Source organism: Sorangium sp. So ce124 (genome assembly GCF_051525235.1).
In the GTDB taxonomy this organism is placed as follows: domain Bacteria; phylum Myxococcota_A; class Polyangia; order Polyangiales; family Polyangiaceae; genus Sorangium; species Sorangium atrum.
Window position 1 is genome coordinate 3255696 of the sequence record NZ_CP150312.1, and the last position, 22524, is coordinate 3278219.

The window sequence follows — 22524 nt, forward strand, 5'->3', positions numbered from 1 at the left end:
GTCTAGTCGTAGTTGATCTTTCGAAGGATCCAGAGCTCATGGATCAGCCGTGTGTCGAGAGCAGGGTATGGCAGCCACCAGGAGCCCGCGTCTGCGAACCTTGCGCCGCGCGAGTCCTTGACCCGCAGCGCGCGCTTCGTATCGTCGTAACCGACGGCTACGACCGCGTGACCGTCACTCGAAGGCTCTCGTGGGGGCGGACCATGGACAGGATTGCTGCTCGAGAGGGCCTTGTAAGCGGAGGTCATCCATAACCCGACGAGGATCGGGAACCCCGATGCGATCGCGATGCGGCATTGCTCGACCACCGCATGGCCTTCGAGCACCTCGTACTGGATCCGTCGCGCCTCGGGATCCCACCCGACGAGCCTCTGCCGCTCCGCATCCTTGAACGCGGTGTCGGTGGGAGGTGTCTTCGCCCCGGCCTCGTCGTACGCGGGGGCGTGATAGCGCGCCTTGGAAATGCCCGTAGTCGCCGCGGTTTGAAGGGCGGTCCGGAAGTCGAGCATGCCGGGGCGCGTGGGGTCGGCCCGCGCGACGTAATAGTGGAAGAGCGGTGAGAGCGTCGCCGACGGTGGGCGGCGCTGATCGAGGATCTCCATGGCGGTCACCAGCGCAATGGAGACGCAGCAGGGGATCTCGCCCTGGTCACGAGGGCGGAACGGGTGGGCCAGCTCGCTCCTCGGTGGAATACGCGCTGCCTGCGGCGGCGCGCGGAACGGTATGTCACGACCATCGAACGTCGAGGGCCTCCAGCCTGATTCGCTCATGGTTCAGATCTCATCTCCATGGCCTGAGCCATCCCAGGGGGGCGCGCCGGTCGTCAACGTGGGGCGAACGAACCGAGCAAGCAGGACCCGTACCTGCAACCGCGAAGCCGCGCGGTGCCTGCGCGCGCCCGATGCCGCGGCGCGGTACGTCCCTGCACACGGCGCCGAGCGTGGGTCGACGGATGAACGCAAGCACGGACGACCCGCGCCGCGGGCGCTCCACTCTGACGCGTCGGCCGGCGGCTGACGCGTCGGTGACGCGCCATCGGCGCCGCGCCCTGTGTTGTGCTGCACCCCCGAGGGTCGCCGTCAGCCTCCGCGTGCTTCTCGGTCACAGCGTGTCTTCGTCCCACCCGGCGCTGCGTAGGGCAGCTCTGATCTGCTCGTAGGCGCGATGGGCGCGTTGCTTGACGACGTCACCCGTCGTGCCGAGCACGCTCGCCGCCTCGGCGACGGTGAGTCCCTCCTCCCGCAAGAGGACGTAGGCGCTCCGGGTCTTCTCGGACATCCGAGCGATCTCGCGATCGATCACCAGCGCCATGTCGCGCGTGCACGCGTCGTCCTCCGGCGAGCCGTCGCGGCTCGGCAAGGAGCGGAGCGTGGTGGGTCCGCTGTCGGGGCCCTGCAAGTCCTCTCGACGTCTCTGGCGGTGACGGGCGCGGTCCTGGTGCGCGGAGCGCGCGATCGCGAGGGCCCAGTGGAGAGCCGGCCCGCCGGGAATGTAAGAGGCGCGCGCGCGGTGGAGCCGGAGGAACGCGTCCTGGAAGAGATCGTCCGCGTCGCTGCGGCTCCGCGCGAGGCGCAAGCAGAAGCGGTGCAGGCGTGGGGCGAGGGTCCGGTAGAGCTCGCCGAAGGCGCTCGCCTCGCCCGCCGCGTAACGCTGCATGATGCCGTCGAGCGGCGTGGTAGTGCAAACGATCGATGGCTCGGTCGCGGTGACGGCGCAGCGGTCGACAGACGAGAGGGGGAGCCCGGCCCCACCTATGGTCAAGTTGGCGTTCATTTCCCTCCCGACGGGTGTGCGCCGCTGCCGCGCGCTGGCGACATTTCGCGCGCGGCGGCCCGCCGTCCGTGCCGCGATCGTCGAGCATCCGGCGACGAGCGCGGCGCGGACGGCGGGTGGGGAGCGACGACTAACTGCCGTCCTTGCCTCCGTCGCCTTGGCCACCCGCGCCGCCTCCGCCCGTGGTCGAGCCGCCCGCGCCTCCCGCCCCCTGGGCGCTCGAGCCGCCCGCGCCTCCCGCCCCCTGGGCGCTCGAGCTTCCCGCGCCTCCTGCCCCTTCGGCGCTCGAGCTCGATGCTTGAGACGAGGACGACGCTGCGCGGCTCGCGCCGCACTGCTGGTTCTCGCCGCTCCCGTCTAGGAACGTCGGTGTGCGCTCTTCGCAAATGCTGTTCGCGAACTCGATGGCCTGTCGCGCCGCCGGGCGAGCGTCGGCCGCTGTCCGGAAGTAGCAGGCATCCGCGTCGAAGTTGAGCCCGCGGCAGCCGCACTCGTTGTCCACCGAATAGAAGTCGTTCTTCACGCAGCAGGCGCAAAATGGCGTGTTCTGGTAGGCGGGGTCCTGGCAGACGTCTTTCAGGACCAACTCAGTCTCCTTCTTGGCATCGTCGCAGCCGCTCGGCTGGTCGCACGCAGAGGTCACGGCGGCGATTCCGGCGGACGTGGCGAGGGCCGCCACGAGCCGCAGTGCGAAGCGTGTCATGAAGTGCTCCTCCGGTGCTACAGGTTGAATGTCTTGTCGAAATTGACGAGCCCGACCGCCAATCCGACGTAGGGATGGATCGAGTTGTCGAGCGAGGTGGTCGCGGCGCCGCCCATGCCCATCAGGGTGAGGAGCCCGATGTCGCCGGTCCCGAGGGTGACGCCCAGGTATGCGCCGAATACCGGAGAGATCGTGGCATTGGCTTCGCAGGGGAGCTTCTTCTCGAAGTCGCCGTTCTCGGCCCGGCAGCCGTTTCGTCTGCTCGCGTCCAGGTCCTTGGAGACCAGCATCGAGAGGAGCCCGAGCTCGGCCGAAATGCGGGCGTGGTCGTCGAACGGGACCCGGATCCCGGCCGCGGGGATCGCGGCCGATACGAGTCCGTGGCTGGTCTGCCCTTCGTGGTACGCCCCGAGCGACACCGTGGCGAGCGAGCCGCTCGCCACGAAGACCCCGGCGTACAGGCAGGGGTGAAACGCGGCGCCGCCTCCGCACATGGCATCTGTGCTCGCGGTGACCGTTTTGTCTACTACCGCCTTTCCCGCGAGTGCAGCGTCCTTTTCGCGAGATTCCTCTTCGTTCGTCGCCGGTGTGTCGGCGAGGACCTTGGATTGCTGGTCGAGCTCCGCTTTCGTCTCCTTTGCTTCCTTGAGCTGCCCCGCCTCGGTTTCACGTATGGCCTGTGCAGATTTGTTCCGTATGTCTCGCGACAGAAGCTCAATTTTGGACGGCTGGGTCGGCGGCGGGGTGGAGCCCGGCGGCGGGGTGGAGCCCGGCGGCGGGGTGGAGCCCGGCGGCGGGGTGGTGCCCGGCTGCGGGGTGGTGCCCGGCTGCGCCAGCGATGGCCGAGCTGAAGCAAGTGCTGCCAGCGCCACGAAGGCGATGGCGCATCGAGGATGTCTGAACATGGTCCACTCCGAGTTGTAGCCGTCGAGTTCTCGTGGATTGGCCGAGGGGGCCGTTATGCGCCGTGCGGGAAACCGGTGGCGTGTTCTCGCTCTGATCCGAATCAAGGTTCGTTCCTCGCGCAGCGTTGCAGCTCGCCTGGGCTCAACGCGATCAGACGCAGCCCGCTGTCGCTCAGCGGTCCGGCGCTCGTCGTCTTGCAGCGGCAAGGGACGTGCCTCGTTGCTTCGGGGCGAAATCGCTTCCCCGCGTCGAGCAGGCGCCGGGAAGCGCTTACCGGTCAGCCGCTGCGCGGATCGTCGGTGACGCGTCGGCCCGGAGCTGACGCGTCAGCGGTACGGTAGCCGGCAGATCACCGAGACTGCTGGCCTCTGTGCGCGCCGACGCGTCACCGACGCGTCGGCCGGCAACCGACGCGTCGGTGACGCGCCGTTGCGCCGCCGCCCTCGGTCACGTGGCGCGCCGCCCCTGCGCTGTGCGCTCACTCTACCCGGCCTGTTCCGTTCGTCCGCTGTTGCGGACGGGCGGCGAACCGCCCTACACTCCGCGGTTGGCTCGATGGTGCATCGCACGGCCCCTGATCCCGAGACCGATCCCGCGCGCACCGTCGCTGTCGCCGCGGCTGCGCTCGACACCTGGCGTGGATCGCAAGCCGTCGACGAAGGGCTCGTCCAGCCGGTCCTGGTCCCGGCGCTGACGATCGCCTACCATCCGCTGATCGAGCGTATCGGCGCCTACGCGGTGCTGCACGAGCTCGCCGCGGGCGAGCCGGTGCTGCTCTCGCGCGTCAGCCCCGCGTTCTCCTCGCGGAGCCAGCCGGACGCCGAGCCGCTCGCTGACCGGAACCTGAGCCGCGGCCCGCTCCTCCTGACGGCGAACGGGAGCGGCGTGCGGCTCGAGCGCGGCGACTGCCGCACGCACGTCGCGGTCGGGGGCGAGCCGCTGCGCGGCGCGATCGAGCTCTCCGCCCACGACCTCCAGCGCGGCGTCGTGCTGGAGCTCGCTGGCAGGGTCGTCCTCCTCTTGCACCTCACCCGGGCCGCGATCGCGACCGGTACCATGTTCGTCACCCTGGGCGACGATCCGGTGCGCGCCGATCTCCTCGGCGAGAGCGCCGCCATGCAGCGGCTGCGCCAGGACATCCGTCGCGTCTCCGATCTCGACGTCCCGGTGCTCATCCGCGGGGAGACCGGGACCGGGAAGGAGCTCGTCGCCCGCGCCATCCACGGCGCGAGCCTGCGCCGCGCCGGGCCCTTCGTCGCCGTGAACCTCGCCGCCATCCCCGGCACGCTCGCTGTCTCGGAGCTCTTCGGCGCCGACCGCGGCGCGTTCACCGGGGCCGTGCGGCGTCACGCCGGCTTCTTCGCTCAGGCGCACGGCGGGACGCTGTTCCTCGACGAGGTCGGTGAGGCGCCTCAGGAGATCCAGGTCGCGCTGCTCCGCGCGCTGGAGACAGGCGAGATCCAGCCGGTGGGGGCGCAGCGACCGCAGAAGATCGACGCGCGCCTGCTCGCCGCCACGGACGCCGATCTCGACACCAAGATCACCGAGGGCAGCTTCCGCGCGCCGCTGCTCCACCGCCTGGCCGCCTACGAACTCTGGGTGCCTGCCCTGCGCGAGCGCCGTGACGATATCGGATCTCTCCTGCTGCACTTCTGCGAGCAGGAGCTCGCACACCTCGGCGAGGCGCACCGCCTCCGCTCGGCTCCGGAGCAGGGGGAGCTCTGGCTCCCCGCCTCGCTGGTCGCCCGCCTGGTCAACTACGATTGGCCGGGGAACGTCCGGCAGCTCCGCAATGTCGCGCGGCAGCTCGTCATCGGCAATCGCGGCCGGAGCCGGGTCGAGTTCGTTCCCAGCGTGGCGAGGCTCCTGCACGGTATGCACGCGAGCCCGGCCGTCGGAGCCGCGTCTGGAACGAGCCCGCCGGCCGGGGTAGCCGCGTCCGGAACGAGCCCGCCGGCCGGGGTAGCCGCGCCGGTCTCCAGCCCCCCGGAGGGCGATCCTGCTGCTCCGGCCCAGCCGAGGCTCGCCGCGGGAAGCAGCGCGCCCCCGGCGCCCGCGCCGCGCGACGCCTCGTCGCCGCTCGACGCAGCGCACCCCGAAGGGCGCCGCAAGCCGGCCGAGCTGAGCGAGGACGAGGTCTCGGAGGCCCTGCGCGCGAGCCGCTGGGACCTCGCCGCTGCAGCCAGCCTGCTCCGCATCTCGCGCGCGTCGCTGTACGCCGTCATCCAGGGCAACGCGCGCTTCCGCACGGCCGGGTCCCTGTCGGCCGAGGACATCTCCCGCGCCCACGCGACGTGCTCCGGCGACGTGGACCGGATGGTGGAATGGCTCGAGGTCTCCGAGAGAGGCCTGCGGAGGCGCCTGCGCGAGCTCGGACTGGAAGAGCACCCCGCCCGTGGTCCCGGCGACGACCCAAGGAAATCGAAATAACGGCGCCACGGCGCAAGGATCCTCGCCGGAGTCTCCCTTCGCGATTCCGATCACGAGTGAAATTTGTGACCATCATGCCCGTCGTGGCCGTTCGACCCCACCTCCAGGAATCGGGCCCGCGCCTCTCGCAGAGCGACCCATCCCGGCGATGACACCGGCAGAGCTGATTCACTATCTGGAGGAGTGCCGCGCGCTCGCAGCCGCGGAGATCCGGCGCATCATCCCGGCGGACCGGCGCTCCGGCGGGGCGCTGTACGAGCTGATGCTCGACTACCCCCTCCGGGAAGCCAAAGGGCTCAGGCCGGCGCTCTGCATCGCGACGTGCCGCGCGCTCGGCGGCAAGCTGGAGGCGGTCGTGCGCTCGGCCGCCGTGCTCGAGCTCTACCACAACGCCTTCCTCATCCACGACGACATCGAGGACGAGTCGCTGATGCGCCGCGGGGGCATGACGCTTCACCGCGCCCACGGCGTGCCCGTCGCGGTGAACGTGGGCGACGCCATGCTGGCGCTCTCGCTCCAGCCGCTCCTCGACAACGTCGGCGTCATCGGGCTGGGCCCCTCGCTGCGCATCCTCCAGGCGGTGGCGAGGATGACGCGCGAGTCGGTGGAGGGGCAGGCCCTCGAGCTCGACTGGGTGCGCCGCGAGGTCTGGGACCTCTCGGACGACGATTACATCCACATGGTGGAGCAGAAGACCTGCTGGTACAGCTTTATCACGCCCGTCGTGCTCGGCGCGATCGCGGCGCGCCTCGATCCCGAGCGCACCGAGCGGATCGCCGAGTTCGCGCGCAGGCTGGGCGTCGCGTTCCAGATCCAGGACGACGTCCTGAACCTGGCCGGCGACGTGGGCGAGTACGGCAAGGAGATCGGCGGCGACCTCTGGGAAGGCAAGCGGACGCTGATGCTGCTCCACATGATGCGCCACGCGACGCCGGAGGAGCGCGCCGAGGCGGCGCGGATCCTGTCGCTGGCCCGCCCGCGCGGCGTGGAGGGGGAGCCGGCGGTGCCTCCGGCGATCGACGCGACCCTCGCGCGGCTGGTCGATCGAGGAGAGCTGACCCCGACCGGGCGCGATCAGGTGCGCGCCGCGCTGGAAGAGGCGCACCGCGGGGGCGATACCGTGAAGACCACCGAGCAGGTACGCTTTCTGCAGGAGCTGATCGCTCGATACGACAGCATCGAGCACGCGCGGGCGGTGGCGCGCGCCTGGGTGGAAGAGGCCCAGCGCGCGCTCGACGACTGCAAAGGATGGCTGCTGCCGTCTGCGCACCGCGATCTCCTGGAGGCTCTGGTCTCGTATGTGCTCGATCGCGTCAGGTGAGTGATGGAAGAGATCTTTCGGATGTTCGCGGAGGCCTATCGCGCCAGCGTGGCGCAGCCGTTCCTGGGATCGCCGTTTGCGGGAGCACCGCTCTCGGGAGGGCCGCTTCCAGGAGCGCCGTCTGCGGGAGGGCCGCTGCCGGGAGTACCGTTTGCGGGAGGGCCGCTGCCGGGAGTACCGTTTGCGGGAGGGCCGCTTCCTGGAGCGCTATTTCCGGGAGGACCGATTCCGGGAGCTCCCCGCGGCGCCACGCCGCCGGGGTCGTCGGGCGGTGAGTCTGCCGTGGGCCCCGAGGTGGCGCAGGACGCCGGCGCGCCGTCGCCGGGCGCCGCCGGCAGTCCATGGTGGGTCGCGCCCGCGCCGGGATTGCCACCTTTGCCCTCGATGTTCGATTGGATCCGCATCCAGGCGCTCATCTATGAAGAGATGCGGCGCATCCAGGATCTCCTTATCGAGCGCCTCGTCGCGCCGGCCATGCGCGCCTCCGCGCGAGGGCCGGACAGCGCCGGCGGGGCCGCGCCGCCCGAGGGGGCCACGGCCGATCCGCGCGAGGGCGAGATCGTCGATGTCTTGCGCCGGGCGCAGCTCCTCCTGCTCCGGCACCCGGTCGCGGCGCAGGCCGCCTTTTCTGCCCTCATCGCCGAGGGGAGGCGGTTCGCGGCGACCCCCGAGGGCGCCGCGTGGACGGCGGCGCTCGCGTCCTCGGATCTGCTCCGCCACGGCCGGCGCGTGTGGGACGCGGTGTCGCTCAACCTGCTGGAAGAAGATCCAGAGACCATCGTCCCCTCGGCGTACCTGGAGGCGCTGCTCCGCGCCGCGAAGTCGGCCGATCTCGACGGCCTGCTGAGCGCGCTGCGGGACGCACCCGGGGAGGGCGGCCGTGCCCCTGCTCGATAGCGTCCGCGACGAGTTCGCGAACCGCAATGTGCTCCTGCACCTCGTGCTGGGCGCCATCTCGGTGGGCCGCAGGCTCGACGCGTTCCTTCCCGGGACGCCGCCGCCGCCCGAGCCGCCCGCGGACGCGCGTGAGGCGCCCGCGGATTCACCCGAGCCGCCCGCGGACGCGCGTGAGGCGCCCGCGGATTCACCCGAGCCGCCCATGGACGCGCGTGAGGCGCCCACGGACGCGCCCGAGCCGCCCACGGACGCGCCCGAGGCGCGCGGCCTGCCGCCGTCGGACGGCGCCCAGCGTGTCACGTCGGCGCGCGACCGCCGCGGCGCTGGCGATCAGCTCCTCTACCTGGTGCTCGGCGCGATCTCCCTCCGCCGCGCGCTGATGGCCGAGATCGAGCCGCTGCGCGCCGCGCACGCCGAGGCCGCGCGGCGCGACGCCGCGGGAGCGCAGGAGCCCGCGGTCCAGGCGGCGAAGCTCCGGGATCTGCTCCGGTGATCTCCGCGCCGCCCTTCCCCGCGCCGTCGCCCGAGATCACGGCCGCGCTGCCCGGGATCGACTACTTCCGGCGCTCGCCATCGCGGCTCACCGGCAGAGCGGATCACAAGGAGTGGCAGCACTTCCTTGTCCACACCGAGGCGGCTCACCTGCTCGTGAACTTCAACCTCATCGACGATCGCTGGGCCCGCGACGCGAGGCGCGCCGAAACAGCGCGGCTCATCGTGCTCGCGCGCGTCGGGGCCGGCTGGGACGGCGACATGGACCGCTTCGAGGGGGCCGAGGTCGACGTGATCCCTGGCGGCATGAGCGCGCGCTTCGGCCGCAACGCGATGGGCTTCGAGCGCGGGCGGTACCTGCTCTCGATAGCGCTGCGCGGCCGCCCGATCGCGGCCGAGCTCGAGCTCGTGCCGACGACCTTCCCCGCGCTCTCGTCGAATCAGCCGCTCTCGCGGGATCGATACCTCTCATGGGCGTTCGTGCCCCGCCTCGTGGCGCGCGGCACCCTCTCGGTCGGCGGCCGCGCCGAGCGTATCGAGTCCGCGCCCGCGTACCACGATCACAACTGGGGCCATTTCCTCTGGGGCGACGATTTCTCGTGGGAGTGGGGCTCGGCGCTGCCGTGGGACGCTGGCAACGAGTGGAGCCTCGTCCACGTGCGGATGGCGGACCGCGGCCGCTCGGTGGCGCGTTATCAGGGGCTGTTCCTCTGGCGGGGCGCGCACCCGTTCAGGATCTTCCGCGACGACGAGATGAGCGTGACGCACGACGGCTGCTTCGATCTCACGAGGCCGCTCAAGATCCCGCGCGTCATGGCGATGCTGTCGCCCGGCACGGCGAGCGACGTGCCGCGGCGGATGGAGGTGCGCGCGCGCGGCGATGGCGACGACCTGCGGGTGCGCTTCGAGTCGGAGGACGTCGCTCAGGTGGTGATGCCGAGCGAGCACGACCTGGAAGGGGTGATCACGCTCAACGAGGTGAGCGGGCGGGTCACCGTGGAGGGCCGCGTCCGCGGCGCGCGCGTCGAGATGGAGGGCCCCGGTGTCTTCGAGTTCATCCGCGACTAGGGGCTCCGTGGCGGCGCTGCTCGACGAGTCGCTCGCGACGCTCGCCAGGGAACTGCCAGAGGCGCACGCCCGGATGTGCGCGCGGCTCGCCGGGAGGACGGTGCGGATCGAGGTGGACGGGGAGATCTTCGCGGCGGTCTTCGAGGGCGCGGCGGCGCGCGTGCGGCGGCTGGGCGCCGAGGACGACGCGGGCGCGGACGCGTCGATCACGGCGAGCCGGCGGGCCATCCGGGACGTGCTCGAGGCGCGGCGGTCGCTCGCGGACGCGGTGCTCGCCGACGAGGTGGAGGCGGTGGCGCCGATCGACAGCCTGGTGGAGGTCCTCTCCGGGCTGTCGACGTACGTGCACGGCGCTGTGCGGTGTCCGTCGTTCCCGCGGCTACTGGAGCGGTTTCAGGCGCTGCTCGCGGGCGACGAAGAGGCGTGAGGTTCGGGGAGAGAGGAGGGTGACGTGGCAAGAGAGGGACGAAAACCCAAGGTGGCCATCTTCGGGGCCAGCATCGCCGGGCTCACCGCTGCGCACGAGCTCATCGTCCGCGGGTTCGATGTCGAGGTGATCGAGATGGCGAGGGCGCTCGACCGGGAAGGCAAGGAGCGTGGGCCGGAGCTCGGTGGCGGGGTGCGGACGCAGTATGTGATGGCCGACCTGTTCTCTGATCCGGACTCCTGGGAGCCGTCGATCCGCACCTCGACCGCGACCGTGCCGCCCTCCGCCCTGGGCTGGCCGGCGAAAGGCGACGCTCGGCTGTCCTACGAGATCACGATCGTCTACGACGCGAAGATGGAGGGTAAGGCGGGTGAGGGCTTGCGGCTCACCCCCGAGCAGCAGAAGGATGTGGAGATGCTCGCGGATGCCATTCGGTCGAGCTGCCCTTCCAGGAAGAACGACGCCGAGACCAGGGCAAACCGGGCCTGGTACCGCCTGTGCGTCACCGGGTGCCATGAATCTCCGGCGCCTGGCGACGATGAGGGAGCCGCGGAGCTGCGAATACGCGTGGCGCGGATGATGAGTCAGATCGAGGCTGACCTGACGCTGGCCATCGGGCGCAAGTCGAAGGCCGAGGATGCCCCGAATACGGCGCTCTGCGCCGAAGATGCCACGGATGAGGAGCGCGGGGCCGAGTGGGTCCATCCTGCGACCGGTATCAACGTGCTCCGGTGCATCGAGGTGGGGGCGAGCGGAAAACCGGCGGTGCGCCTGAAATTCGAGAGAGCCTTTCCCCTGCCGATCGGCTTCGACTCGCGCATCAAGGACGGGATGCTGCGGTTGACCGAGGACGGCGAGCGGAGCATCGAGGTGGTCGGGCGCATCCTCGATCGCGTCACCGTCAATTATACGCGGTCCCCGTGGGTCATCATCCGCATCAAGGCCTCCGTGGCCAAGGTCGAGGTCAATACGATGAGGAAGGCCGAGCTGGGCGCGCGCCTCATCGAGGACCGTCTTCGCGCGAGGGCCCGTAGGGTGAGCACCGAGCCCCATCGGGAGCTGCTCATCCTGCGCAGCACCGAACGGGACAGCGCGGAACAACCGGAATCCACCACGCCGCTTGGGAACAGCGCGGAACGACCGGAGTCCACGACGCCACCTGGCGGCGGTGCGGCGGCGCGTCCCCTAGGCACATCGGACATGGACTTCACCGTCTCCGTCGACGTTGAATCCACGTTGCCCATGGACATTCAGTTTCACTCTAAACGCCGAACGCTGACATCGGACGGCGTGGAAAAGATCGATGCGCTGACCGCTGCTTACCGGATCATGACGGCAAATCACAGATGGCCGCGCTGGTTCAGGTGGTCCATCGATCCGTCCGACAAGACGAATGTCACCTTGCTCGCTGCTTTTCAGGAGTGGCTTCGATGGAGCCGGACGGAGAAGGGCGAGGGCCTGCCAACGCCGTCAAAGGTTTCGTCGACGCCAACAGGGGGGGGCTCGACCGGTGGCGAGCCGGGTACCGTATCTGACAGGGAGACGTGCTCGTTGCACCTCCTACCAACGCTCTTGCCTGGCGAGCACCGCCCCTTCGTGGTCGCTCCATACGACCGGCACATCGCCGACACGCTCCGTAGAATTGGCCTCGCGTCTTCGAAGGCGCCGGGCACGTCCGACGCCGGGGTGGTCTTCGACAACCTGAATCCGCTCCTCGGCCGTGGCGCGTCGGACTGGGGCGGGAGCGCCGCGCGACGGGACGTCCAGACGATCGACCTCCGGACGCCCGCCGCCTTCTTCGCACGCCTGCGCGACGACTCCGGCGGCTTCGCGCAGCTCGTCCTCAGGCTGCTGCGGTATGCGACGACCTGCCCGGCGCGCCGGGAGGAGGAGCTCTCGTCCCTGTCGTTCTGGGAGTACCTCGAGGGGCGGGACAATCGGCTCCGTATCCCGCGATACCGTTACTCGGACGCGTTTCGAGAAGACCTCTCCTTGCTCTGTCGGATCGTGACCGGGATGAGCGCCGATGACGGAGATGCCCGCACGTGCGCGAACATCTTCCTGCAGGTCCTCACGACATCCATCCGCCCGACGCCGGAGCCGTACCGGGCGTTCAACGCACCGACGACCGAGGCCTGGCTCGAGCCATGGGGACGTTATCTGCGGCGGATGGGCGTCAGATTCACCCAGGGGAGGCTCGTGCGCCTCGAACCAGAAGGAGACGAGGTGATCGCGTACTACGAGGACATCGAGCCCGACGGCGTGAGCACCGGAGGGCACGTGCGTTGCGAAGCCGATTATTATGTCCTCGCGACCGGCGTTCGGACGGCGCGCCAGCTCACCTGGAAGCTCGACGGCGGGGTCCCCGAGCAGCTCTCGACGTGGCTCGACGCAGACGCCGATACCGCGCTGCCAGGTGGGCGCCTCAAGCCGCTCGCGGGCATCCAGTATTTCTTCGTCACCGATGAGCGCGCGAAGATCGAGCCCGTGTACTTCTGTGTCCGTGGCTTCGGCTGGTGCCTCACCGCCGTGACCAGCGACAAGCTATGGGACACACCGCCGCGCGTGGCGCGCGAGGGGTTCACCGGCATGGTGAGCGTCGATATCCTCGCTTGGGACACGCCAGCGGGCAGCGGCCGGCTCGCCGACCGCACCGCCTGGCACTGCACGCGCCGCGAGCTGGCGGAGGAGGTCTGGCGCCGCATCGCGCCTCACATCCGTGCCAGGCTCCCGGAGGGGGCCCCTGCGCACCGGCCCCGCTGGTACCATATCGACGATAGCCTCATTTACCATGGCGACGAGCCGAGGCCCGCTGGCAAGACGAAGGCTCGGCGCAGCGCGGGGTCGGAGCCCAGCGAACCTATCGAGGACTGCGATGCCCTGTACGCCATGCCGCAGAAGGGCGATTGGAAGAAACGCCCGGGCGCGCTGTCGCCGGGCCGCGCCGGCCACGACGCCCCGCTGCGGCGCAAGCTCGTGTTCGCTGGCGCCTACATGCAGACGGCCACCCGGACCGCGACGCCGGAGGCAGCCAACGAGTCGGCGCGGCGCGCCGTGAACGCGATCTTGCGAGACCACCTTGCCGGTTCACGAGCCGCGCCGCTGCAGCCCGCGTGCGGGAAAGACACGGTGTTCGACGAGATGTGGGCGATCTCCGGGGGGAGCTGGCATGTCGAGAAGCGTTTGCCACGAAGCGACGCGCTCGAAGCCGAATCCCTGTGCAAGACCTGGGATCCTGAAGATCATGAGATCCCGGAGCTGGCGCAGCTGAAGCGCTACGACGCATGGTGCTTCGAGCGCAGGCTCGCGACCCCCTGGGATCTCGTCGGCGTCGAGGCCCTGCCCATGCTCATGTCGTGGATGTCGGGGCTCGCGCAGCCGGGCGGCTGGGCGAGACCCGACGGCGGGCGGAGCGCGCCCGCCGAGCAGGCGGCGCCGTGGGCCGGGGACGCGATCATCCGGCTGATCATGAGCATCCGCGAAGTCATCGAAGCGCGCTTGAAAAACGAGGCGGTGCCCCCCGCGGGCCCGAGCGCTTGACCTCCGCGGCGAAGAGGCTTCCATGACGAATATGGCGAATTCCCTCACTGAAGAGAAAGAGAACGAAGAGAAGGAGGGAGACAAAGAGAGAGAGGGGGCTGGGCGAGGGGATCGCGGCGGCCGGCACGTGACCATCTACGGAGCTGGGATCGCCGGGCTCACCGTCGCGCACGAGCTCGCCGAGCGTGGCTTCTCGGTCCGCGTGGTGGAGTGCGAGAAGGCCTACGACAGGCGTGGCCAGCTGCACATGGCCGTCGGGGGGGTCGCGCGCACCCATTATGCGGCCGCGCGGTGCGACGATGCCAGTGAGCGGCAGCCGATCTGGTGCCAGAGCGACCTCCGGCCAGCGGATGCGCGCCTCGATCCGTCCCGCAACCACCTCGTGACGCTCGAGATCCGGTTCGCCAAAGGCGACCCCTGGCTCTCCGAGATGGAGCGAGGCAAGCTGATGCGACAGCTAGACTGGTGCCTCTCTACCCTTCAGGAGGCGCGGAAGGTAGAGATAGAGGGCTATGATGATTCCGATAGCCGGGGTGGATCGACGGAGCTCGCGCAAAGCAGGGCAGAGGCCGTCCGGGACATCGTTCGGGAGGTCGTTCGATTTCACCCGGCCATGGCGCGCCTCATCAGTCTGGAGATCGATATCGTCCCGCCGAGCAGACCGACGAGCGTGGACGAAACATGCAACTCTGTGCAGGGTACAACGTGTCACGACAAATTAGGTGAGAGAGCAGGCGAAGAGGAGATCGTCGTGGTGCTGCTCCCCGATGGGAATGGCATAAAAAACGAAGAGCAGATCGTTGAGTGGTTGAAGCCGATCGTCGAGGCTCGGCGGGCGGACCACCCGCTCGAGCTCGTGGCCACAGCAGATCGTGATGGACCAGGGCATACGCACGCGCGAGCGCTCGCCGAGCGCCACCTGCGTGCCGCCAAGGCAGGCCTTTGGAAGCTCGTCAAATCCCGCTTCGGCGAGTCCCCGGATCTGATTCTCCGTGTCATGGGCGAGGTCAGGCTGGTGCCAGGGAGCGCGGCGGTGAGCGTCACGCTACGTGATCCACGCCGAGCCGCGTCGGTGACGGACAGGAGTAACCGAGAAGCCCAGCGTCGGCGCCCTCAGAGCGTGGGGGCACGGATGCGCGTCTCGTTCGGGCCGAATGCCGAGCGTGCGTTGAAACCGGGGTCCTCCCCCGAGGACATCAAGGCGGCGCAACGGTCGCTGGCGAAAGAGGCGAACACGCGCAAGATCCAGTTGAGAGCGTCGCTGGCGATGCATCAATTCCAGGCCAATGTCGAAGGGAATAAGGAAAAGGTCCTGCGTGTGCATGCGAGCGCATGGCGCCCGGTGGCCGTGCAGTTCGAGGTCGGGACCGAAGTGCTCCCGCCCGATCAGGTCGATGCCTTGAAGAAGGCGCTCGATGGGTTCCTCGCCCACACGGACGACAAGGAGATCCACCGGATCATCATTACAGGCTACGTCGATGCCGAGCGGCGTCCGGCGTCGCGCGAGGACGCTGCCGGTGATGTACGCCCGGCCGACAGATCCGAGGCAACGGAGCTCGCTGTAGCCCGTGCGTCCGTCGTCGGGCAGCTCGTCAAGGAATGGTTGACGGCCGCCTTCAACGGATCCCGCAGTGGATACCGAAACCAGTTCCAGTTCGAGCTGCGCACTGGACGTCCGGGCGAGCTCGCGGCCTCCGTGCTCGATGGGCTCATCGAGCACAACCGCGTTGCCGTGGTCGACGTGCGCCGCGTCATGCTTCCCGGAGAGCACGGCTTCCGGTTCTTCCCCTCTTATTACAATCACGTGTTTGACACGATGCGCCGGATCCCGATCCTCGATGCGGATGGAGAGGAGACCGGCCGTACGGTGTACGACAACGTGATACCGACGCCCAACCAGGGCGTCGCCCAGACCGGGCTCAGCCCGCTCATCCTCCCTCGCTCGCCCCCGGAGTCCGCCTACGAGCGGAAAGAACGCCTCTCGGTGCTGCGCGACCTGGGCTACACGCCGCTGGACATCCTGCAGTTCATGCTGAGGACGCTTAGATATATGAGCACCAGCTCGAAGCGGCGCGCCGCCGAGCTGGAGATGGTCTCCTGGTGGGAGTACCTACAGGGGTACGATCCCAGGACAAACACGTATCGGTACAGGTACAGCGAGCGGTTCACGCGGGACATCACGACGCAGTCGCGGACCCTCGCCTCGTTCGACGCGGTGTGGGGGGACGCGAGGACGTGCGGCAACACCTGGGTCCAGCTCTTCTACAACTGGCTGCAGCCGGCCGCGAAGGTCGACGGCACGCTCAACGGCCCCACGAGCGAGGCGTGGCTGGACCCGTGGAGGCACTACCTCACGACGCGGCTCGGCGTGAAGTTCGTGCAGGGGACGCTGGTCCGTGTCGAGCTGAAGGAGGAGAACGGGCAGGAGACGATCCTCCCTCACGTGTGGCTGCCTGATAAGGCCCACGACGAGCGCGGCCCGGGGCCCGAACCCGATCCGTCCGACTACTACGTCATCGCGACCGATCCCCAGACGGCGGAGGAGGTGACGCGGGATCTCTATAACGCGTCCGAGGGCCGCGGCCGCATCGGCGTCCCGCTCGGGCTGGATGGGTTCACGACGCGGGTGCGCCCGGAGCCGCCCGAGGAGGGGCCCGGGAAGGCACGGAGCCCGTCCGGAAAATTCGGTCTCCAGCTCTGGGACAGGTTCCAGACCATGTCCGGCATCCAGTTCTTCTTCAAGAAGGAAGACTTCAAGCTCAACGACGGCTATGTCTTCTTCAACAAGGCCGCATGGGCCCTGACCTCGATCAACAGCGCGCAGTTCTGGACCCGACGCCCGACGGAGAAGCGCGACGGCTTCACTTCGCTCATCAGCGTCGACCTCTGCGACTGGGATGCGAAGGCCGATGGCGGCCGCGTGGTCGGCAAGTCGATGTGGGAGTGCACGGCGAACGAGATCGCCGAAGAGGTCTGGCGCCAGATCACGAAGGAGATCCGGCTCGCAGCCCCGCCCAGCCACACAGGGAGCCCGTTCGCGGGCGTCCCGCCGCGCCCCACCTGGTTCCACATCGACCGGAACATCGAGTTCGGGAAGGAGCCGCCCGACTTCGAGCGCCCGGTCCGCAACCGCACACCGTACCTGGTTCCCATCAAGGCCGATTGGCGCAACCGGCCGGGCGCCCAGCCGTGGGACCCGAGCCCGGTCGCCTTCAACCTCCCGCCCGATTACCCCGAGGAGAAGCGGCGCGAGGGCGAGTGGCAGGCGAGGCACGGCGGCTACCTCGTTCACTGGGACAAGCTCGTCTTCGCCGGCGTCTACCTCAAGACCTTCACGCGCATGACGACCATGGAGGCCGCGAACGAGTCCGGCCGGCACGCCGCGAACGCGATCCTCGATCACTGGCTCGCCACGCGCCCTGGCAGGTGGTCGCCGCGGCACCGGGAGGCCGTGAGGGCGCGCGCGGACGAAGACGAGGAGGAGCGCATCGAGGAGGCGCGCCACATGCGCTCGAGCGTCTTCTACACGGCGACGCCGGGCGGCGACTACTGCAAGATCTGGAACCCGGAGCGCTGGGAGATGCCCGATTTCATGCTGGCCAAGCAGGCCGACGAGCGGAACTTCGACCTGGGCCTGCCGCACCCATGGGACATCTGTGGCCTGGAGACGATCCCGTCGCTCCTCTCCCACACGATCAACGCCAAGATCTCCGGCGCCGCGCCGAACAAGCTCGGCGCCTCCCTCCCGGACTCGTTCGAGGCGGCGTTCGAGACCCTGCTGCGCTCCATCTACCCCGAGGGCGGGTGGGACTCGATGCTCGACGTCCTCCGCAGGTACCGCCGCGAGATCGATGAGCAGATGCGCAACGCGGCCCAGGCCGCGCGCGGCGAGCCGCTCCCGTGATCTGCGCGCCGCTACCCGCGCGTGAGCACCAGCCCGGGCGTCATCGCCGCGACGAGCGATCGCGGCTTCTTGACGCCCTGCTCCGCCATCCACGCCTCGGCCCGGCGCACCAGCCCCGCCCCCTCCGCGCCGCCGCGGAGCTCGCCGAGGGCGTAGCGCGCCGCCTCCCGGTAGAGCGCCATCTCGTGCCGATCGAACCCCTCGATCGCCCGCGCGAGCTCCCGCTGCGCCGCGAACCCCTCGCCGCCGAGGCGCGCGAGCCCCGCGCGCACCAGGCTGGCCAGCGGCGCCGCGCACCCGGCCGGATCCCGGGCGATGGCCTCCGCCTGCCCCCGCGCGTCCTCGAGGAGCGCCCTCCTCGTCCAGCCCCGGCCGACGCCTGCCGGCGGCGCGCAGCGGTCGTTGGGCAGGGCAGCGGCCGCGGCCAGGGCGGCCCGGGCGCGCGCGTGCCGGATGAAGAGCCCGGTGATCCGCAACGGCAGGAGGAACGCCGCCTTGATCGCCGGCCACTGCGCCTCCACCGCCGCCCACGCCGGCCAGGGATCGCCCTGGTAAGCCCCCGCGTAGACGGCGGCGACGAGGTCCGCGTACTGCTGCCGCCGGTACGCGTTCACGGGCCACCGCGGGGCCCGCGTCGACTGCGCCGCGAGCGCCTGCGAGGCCCGCTCGCGCGCCTCTCCGATCCTGTCGTCGGCGAGCCAGACGAGCGCCGGCTCGTTGATGTACGCCTCGCAGCTCGCGTGGATGTCCCCCCGCAGCGCCGCGTCCTTCTGGAGCTCCGCGAGCCGCCCGCGCAGCCTCGTGAGATCGCCGAGCATGGCGAGCGTCTGGTGGAAGAACACCGCCACGGTGACGCGCTCCCACGCCGAACCCGGGCACCGCTCGCGGAACACCTCGTCCGCCCGCGCGCACGCCTCGGCCGTCTCGCGCCACCGCCCGCTCGTGTAGCCGACGTTCGCGAGCGCGAGGTGCTGCCACGCCCGGTCGTACGGATCGCCCGTGCGCTGCGCCAGGTGCTCGACCTTCGCGAGCAGCTTCCGGACGTTGGCGTCGAAGAAGCGCCCGCCGACGTGCGCCTCCATGGACGCCTCGTAGGCGAGCGCCCTGCAGAGCTCCGAGGCGTTGCCCGACGCGACCGCCCGGCGCAGGTGCATCAGCCGGAACAGATCCGAGAGCGTGTAGTTCACGATCGCCCAGCTCGTCGTGGCGCTCCAGAGCACGTCCATCCGGTGCTGCTCGTCGGGCGGCGCCGGAGTGAACACCTTGCGCTCGACCTCCACGGGGCGCGCCAGGAACGCGATCCGCCGGAGCATCGCCGTTCCGACGGTGCCGAGCGCCGAGCCCGGCACGGGGATGCCGAGCTCCTCGAGCACCGCGCGCATCTCGCCCCACCCCTGCTCGAAGCGGCCGCTCTTGATGTACTGCTCGGCCGCGCGCCGCTTCAGATCGCTGACGCGGCGGCTCGCGCCGGCGCCGGTGAGCGCGGCCGCGGCCTCGAGGTAGCGCTCCGCGGCCTCGGGCGCGCGGCCGCGGTTCGCGAGGACCTCGCCCAGCCGCTCGAGCAGCCCCGGGCGCTCGGCGCTGTCGCCGAGGAGGGCGAGGCTCTTCTCGTACAGGGCGGCGGCGTTGTCGAAGGCGAGCGCGGCGGCGGCGCGATCCGCGGCGCGGATCGCGTGCTGCCCGGCGCGAGCGCGATCGCCCGCGCCTTCCCAGTGGAGCAGCAACGCGTCGAAGTCGGTGGAGGCGCGCGCCGTGAGCGCCTCCGCGATGCCGCGGTGCCTCGCCCGGCGCTCGCCGTCCGCCATCGCGCCGACGAGGACCTCGCGGATCCGGTCGTGGTACGCGGCGATGGCGATCGCGCCGCCAGCAGCGACCTCGCGCAGCAGGTTCGCGTCGCGGAGCTGGACCACGAGCGGCCGCGCCCGCTCGCCGAGCCCCGCGGCGTCGAGCGCGACGCTGCGCTCCACGGGGCCGCCGGCGACCGCCGCGACCTCCAGCAGGGCCCGCTGCTCGGGCGGGAGCGACCGGATCCGCGCCAGCACGACCTGCGCGGCGTCGAGGTGCTCCGGCAGCGCCTCGGCGCCGCCGCGCGCACGTCCGGCAGCGCGCGCGTCGAGGTAGCGGGCCATCTCGCCGGCGATGAACGGGTTGCCCTCCGCGTGGGCGACGATGGCCTGGAGCTGCCGCTGCATCGCGGGCCCCTGGTCGCCGAGGAAGCCGCGCGCGAGCTCGGCGACCTCCTCGGCCCCGAGCGCGCCGAGCGCGATCGTGACGACCCGAGACGGCCCGGCGTCGCGCGCGACGCTCGAGAGGTGCCGCAGGAGGGGGCTCGTCTCGCGCTCGTCGGTCCGGTACGTAAGGAGGAGGAGGAACGGCGGCGCCGGGGCGCGCAAGAGCTCGTCGAGGAGCGGCGCAGAGTCGACGTCGCCCCACTGCACGTCGTCGAGCCACAGGATGAGATCGCGGCGCTCCGCGACGCGGGCGACGAGCTCGCGCAGCGCCGTGGCGCCCTGCGCCCGGAGCTCGATGGCCTCGGGCAGCGCCGCGGGGACCGCCGCGCCGCGGAACGCGGGGAACTTCGCCAGCACGGGGAAGAGGCGGAGGAGCGCGTGGGCGTTCGGCGGGAGCAGCTCCTCGACCTCGGCCGGGGGCAGGGTGTCGAGGAAGCGGGCGATCGCGTCGATCGCCGCGTCGAGCGCCTTGTACGGCACGCTCTCCTGCGGATGGCAGCGCCCCTCGAGGATCAGCGGGGCGCCGGCGAGGCGCTGGCTCGCGAGGAACTCCCGCGCGAGCGTGGATTTCCCCATCCCCGAAGGCCCGTGGATGTGCACAGTGACCTGCCGCCGCAGCTCGGCGACCTCGTCGACGGTGTCCTGGAGCGCCGCGATCTCGTCCGCGCGGCCGACGAACGGGCGGCGCCGCCCTGCGGCCGGTGCGCCGACGAGCGCGCTCGTGGCCGCGGTGGCGTCGCCCCCTCGCGTCAGCCGGGCGATGCACTGCTCGGCGGTGGGACGCCGCTCGGGCGAGCGCGAGAGGAGATCCATCGCGAGCTCCGCGAGGTCTCCCGGCGCGTCCGGCGCGATCGCGCGCGCGGGCCGCGGGGTCAGGTGGACCTTGTTGTGGAGGAGCGTCGCCACCTCGCCGGAGAACGGGAGCGCGCCGGTGAGCGCCTCGTAGAGGATGACCCCCACCGCGTAGAGATCCGCGGCGCGCGTGACGGTCTCCCTGAGCGCCTGCTCGGGCGCCATGTACGCTGGAGTCCCGGCGATCCTCTGCGCGCCGCCGTCCGCCTCCGCCGCGCGCAGCTCCGTGACAAGGCCGAAGTCGAAGAGGACCACGCGATCGCCCGGCGTCACGAGCACGTTGGCCGGCTTCACGTCACGGTGGACGCGGCCCGACTCGTGCAGCGCGTGCAGCGCCTCCACCAGCCCGGCCAGGGCGCGCCGCAGCCGCGACCACGACGCGGCTGTCGTGGCGGCCGGCGCCGCGGCGGCGAGCGCGCGCAGCGCCGGTTGAACGCGGTGAAGCGGCGGGGCGCCGGCGGCGAGCGCCTGCTCGGCCATCGCATGGCGGGCCCAGCCCACGGGCGCCGTGCCGCTCTCGACGACCTCGCCGAGCGTGCTGCCGAGGAGGGCGGAGTCGGCCGCGGCGGCGCCGCCGGAGAGGGCGAGATCCCGCCGGAGCCAGCTCGACAGATCCTGCCCGTCGACGAGCTCCATCGTGAAGAAGCAGAGGTCCTCACCGACGAAGAGCTCGTGGAGCTCGACGAGGTTCGGGTGCGTGACGCCGGCCCGGGACCGGAACTCCGCTTTCAGCTGGAGGAGCTCCCTGGGGCCGAGGCGGCGCATGGTCTTGAGCGCGACCTCGGTGTCGAGCTCGCGGTCGTACACGCGGTACACCGTGCCCATCGCGCCGTGGCCGAGCTCGGCGCGCACGTCGAACCTCGCTGTCCCTGCGAACGATGGGGACAGGCTCATTGGGTCTCCTCGTCAGGCGCGATGGGCGCCGCAGTCCAGTGCGGGCCAGGGGCGATGCGACCGGGCCGCGAGCCCTGTTTCGAAGTCACTATATCGGGTAGGACGCTCGGCGGTCAACGCCTACCCTGCGCCGGAGCGGCGCGCCGCCGCGAGGCGCCGCCGGTTCGGGTGATGGGCGCGAGTCAGGGAGGAGATCCGCCGTGAACAACGAGATTCGACTCTACCTCATGCACCAGCTGGCGCTCTCCCTGCACTGGTGGAACGCGGTCGTGTTTCAGCCGGCGATCTACCGGAAGAAGCTCGGCCTCTACGTGCCGGCGACGCTCGGCGCGCCGCCTTCGCCCGGCGTGCCGACGGGGGGCGGGCAGCGGCTCACGCTCGATCACGCCGAGCCCGAGCTGCTCCCAGCCGAGCCGGACGACTACGAGGGCGTGCGGGAGTTCGACGCGCACTCGGCGGACTATGACGCTCTGGTCCGTCCCTTTTCGGATCCGATCGTCGCCGAGGTGATCGAGCTCCTCCGGCCGCACCTGGCGCGGAACGCGAGGATCCTGGACCCGTCCGCCGGGCCGGGGAGCGCGGCAATCCAGCTCTCGCGGCTGGTCCCGGAGGGGGAGGTGATCGCCGCCGATCTCTCGCGAGGCATGGTGGAGACGGCCCACCGCAACGCGCGGGCGGCGGGGTGCCGGAACATGGCCTTCTTCCAGGCCGACGTGGCGCGGCCGCCGGCCGCGTTCGAGGGCTATTTCGACGCGATCTTCTGCTGCCTGTCGTTTCACCATTACCCGGACGGCGCGGCCGCCGCGCGGGCGTTCCGGACGGTGCTGGCGCCGCACGGGAAGGCGTTCATCGCCGATCCCGGGCCCGCGTGGTTCATCGAGCTGGCGCGGACGATCTCGGTGCTCGCGGACCCGGGGTTCGTCCAGCACCGGACGGGGGAGGAGTTCCAGCGGATGTTCACCGAAGCGGGGTTCTCGTCGGTGTACTGGGTCGAGGCGCTGCCAGGGATCGGGGTGACGATCGCGTCGGTCTGACGGGCTGACGCGTCGGTGACGCGCCGGAGGGACCGTCGAAGGCGCGATGGTC

The 22524-nt window shown here is 70.7% G+C and carries 14 protein-coding genes; 9 read left to right on the plus strand and 5 right to left on the minus strand.

The window, feature by feature from the left end:
* Nucleotides 1-2: 2 nt before the first annotated feature.
* The 4 genes from WMF19_RS12465 to WMF19_RS12480 all read right to left on the minus strand — a co-directional run bounded on the left by WMF19_RS12465 (nt 3) and on the right by WMF19_RS12480 (nt 3381).
* Entirely contained in the window at nt 3-770 is a 768-nt protein-coding gene (locus tag WMF19_RS12465) for a peptidase c1a, papain (protein WP_437899284.1), read from the minus strand.
* Nucleotides 771-1101: 331 nt separating this feature from the next.
* Nucleotides 1102-1761: an RNA polymerase sigma factor gene (locus tag WMF19_RS12470; RefSeq protein ID WP_437899285.1), complete on the minus strand. Its 660-nt coding sequence runs from the start codon at nt 1759-1761 to the stop codon at nt 1102-1104.
* Between the two features lie 142 nt (nt 1762-1903).
* Nucleotides 1904-2476: a hypothetical protein gene (locus WMF19_RS12475; protein WP_437899286.1), complete on the minus strand. Its 573-nt coding sequence runs from the start codon at nt 2474-2476 to the stop codon at nt 1904-1906.
* Nucleotides 2477-2493: 17 nt separating this feature from the next.
* The gene (locus WMF19_RS12480; protein ID WP_437899287.1) at nt 2494-3381 is read right to left on the minus strand and encodes a hypothetical protein; all 888 of its coding nucleotides are present in this window, start codon (nt 3379-3381) and stop codon (nt 2494-2496) included.
* Between the two features lie 556 nt (nt 3382-3937).
* Here WMF19_RS12480 and WMF19_RS12485 point away from each other — a divergent pair.
* The 8 genes from WMF19_RS12485 to WMF19_RS12520 all read left to right on the plus strand — a co-directional run bounded on the left by WMF19_RS12485 (nt 3938) and on the right by WMF19_RS12520 (nt 17461).
* Complete coding sequence (locus tag WMF19_RS12485) at nt 3938-5812, plus strand: sigma 54-interacting transcriptional regulator (RefSeq protein ID WP_437899288.1); 1875 nt, start codon at nt 3938-3940, stop codon at nt 5810-5812.
* Between the two features lie 148 nt (nt 5813-5960).
* A complete protein-coding gene (locus WMF19_RS12490) occupies nt 5961-7133 on the plus strand; it encodes a polyprenyl synthetase family protein (protein ID WP_437899289.1) in 1173 nt (390 codons plus the stop codon).
* A 282-nt stretch (nt 7134-7415) separates the two neighbouring features.
* Nucleotides 7416-8030 (plus strand): hypothetical protein, encoded by a 615-nt coding sequence (locus WMF19_RS12495; RefSeq protein ID WP_437899290.1) that lies wholly within the window; start codon nt 7416-7418, stop codon nt 8028-8030.
* On the plus strand, nt 8014-8523 hold the full coding sequence (locus WMF19_RS12500) for a hypothetical protein (protein WP_437899291.1): 510 nt from the start codon (nt 8014-8016) through the stop codon (nt 8521-8523). The genes WMF19_RS12495 and WMF19_RS12500 overlap by 17 nt, the downstream gene beginning before the upstream one ends.
* Nucleotides 8520-9590, plus strand: coding sequence for a hypothetical protein (locus tag WMF19_RS12505; RefSeq protein WP_437899292.1), 1071 nt, complete (start codon nt 8520-8522; stop codon nt 9588-9590). The genes WMF19_RS12500 and WMF19_RS12505 overlap by 4 nt, the downstream gene beginning before the upstream one ends.
* Before the next feature lie 7 nt (nt 9591-9597).
* The gene (locus WMF19_RS12510) at nt 9598-10017 is read left to right on the plus strand and encodes a sterol-binding-like protein (RefSeq protein WP_437899293.1); all 420 of its coding nucleotides are present in this window, start codon (nt 9598-9600) and stop codon (nt 10015-10017) included.
* A gap of 24 nt (nt 10018-10041) precedes the next feature.
* A complete protein-coding gene (locus tag WMF19_RS12515) occupies nt 10042-13557 on the plus strand; it encodes a hypothetical protein (protein WP_437899294.1) in 3516 nt (1171 codons plus the stop codon).
* A gap of 22 nt (nt 13558-13579) precedes the next feature.
* Nucleotides 13580-17461, plus strand: a complete 3882-nt coding sequence (locus WMF19_RS12520) for an FAD-dependent oxidoreductase (RefSeq protein ID WP_437899295.1) — start codon at nt 13580-13582, stop codon at nt 17459-17461.
* 11 nt (nt 17462-17472) lie between these two features.
* Here WMF19_RS12520 and WMF19_RS12525 read toward each other — a convergent pair whose 3' ends face one another.
* The gene (locus WMF19_RS12525) at nt 17473-21438 is read right to left on the minus strand and encodes a serine/threonine-protein kinase (protein ID WP_437899296.1); all 3966 of its coding nucleotides are present in this window, start codon (nt 21436-21438) and stop codon (nt 17473-17475) included.
* Between the two features lie 200 nt (nt 21439-21638).
* Here WMF19_RS12525 and WMF19_RS12530 point away from each other — a divergent pair, with 200 nt between their 5' ends.
* A complete protein-coding gene (locus WMF19_RS12530) occupies nt 21639-22472 on the plus strand; it encodes a class I SAM-dependent methyltransferase (RefSeq protein WP_437899297.1) in 834 nt (277 codons plus the stop codon).
* The last annotated feature ends 52 nt before the right edge of the window (nt 22473-22524 follow it).

Bases quoted from the DNA above. Each gene is read 5' to 3' on its own strand.
- WMF19_RS12465 (WP_437899284.1), bottom strand. From the start codon at position 770: ATGAGCGAATCAGGCTGGAGGCCCTCGACGTTCGATGGTCGTGACATA.
- WMF19_RS12475 (WP_437899286.1), bottom strand. From the start codon at position 2,476: ATGACACGCTTCGCACTGCGGCTCGTGGCGGCCCTCGCCACGTCCGCC.
- WMF19_RS12480 (WP_437899287.1), bottom strand. From the start codon at position 3,381: ATGTTCAGACATCCTCGATGCGCCATCGCCTTCGTGGCGCTGGCAGCA.
- WMF19_RS12485 (WP_437899288.1), top strand. From the start codon at position 3,938: ATGGTGCATCGCACGGCCCCTGATCCCGAGACCGATCCCGCGCGCACC.
- WMF19_RS12490 (WP_437899289.1), top strand. From the start codon at position 5,961: ATGACACCGGCAGAGCTGATTCACTATCTGGAGGAGTGCCGCGCGCTC.
- WMF19_RS12520 (WP_437899295.1), top strand. From the start codon at position 13,580: ATGACGAATATGGCGAATTCCCTCACTGAAGAGAAAGAGAACGAAGAG.
- WMF19_RS12525 (WP_437899296.1), bottom strand. From the start codon at position 21,438: ATGAGCCTGTCCCCATCGTTCGCAGGGACAGCGAGGTTCGACGTGCGC.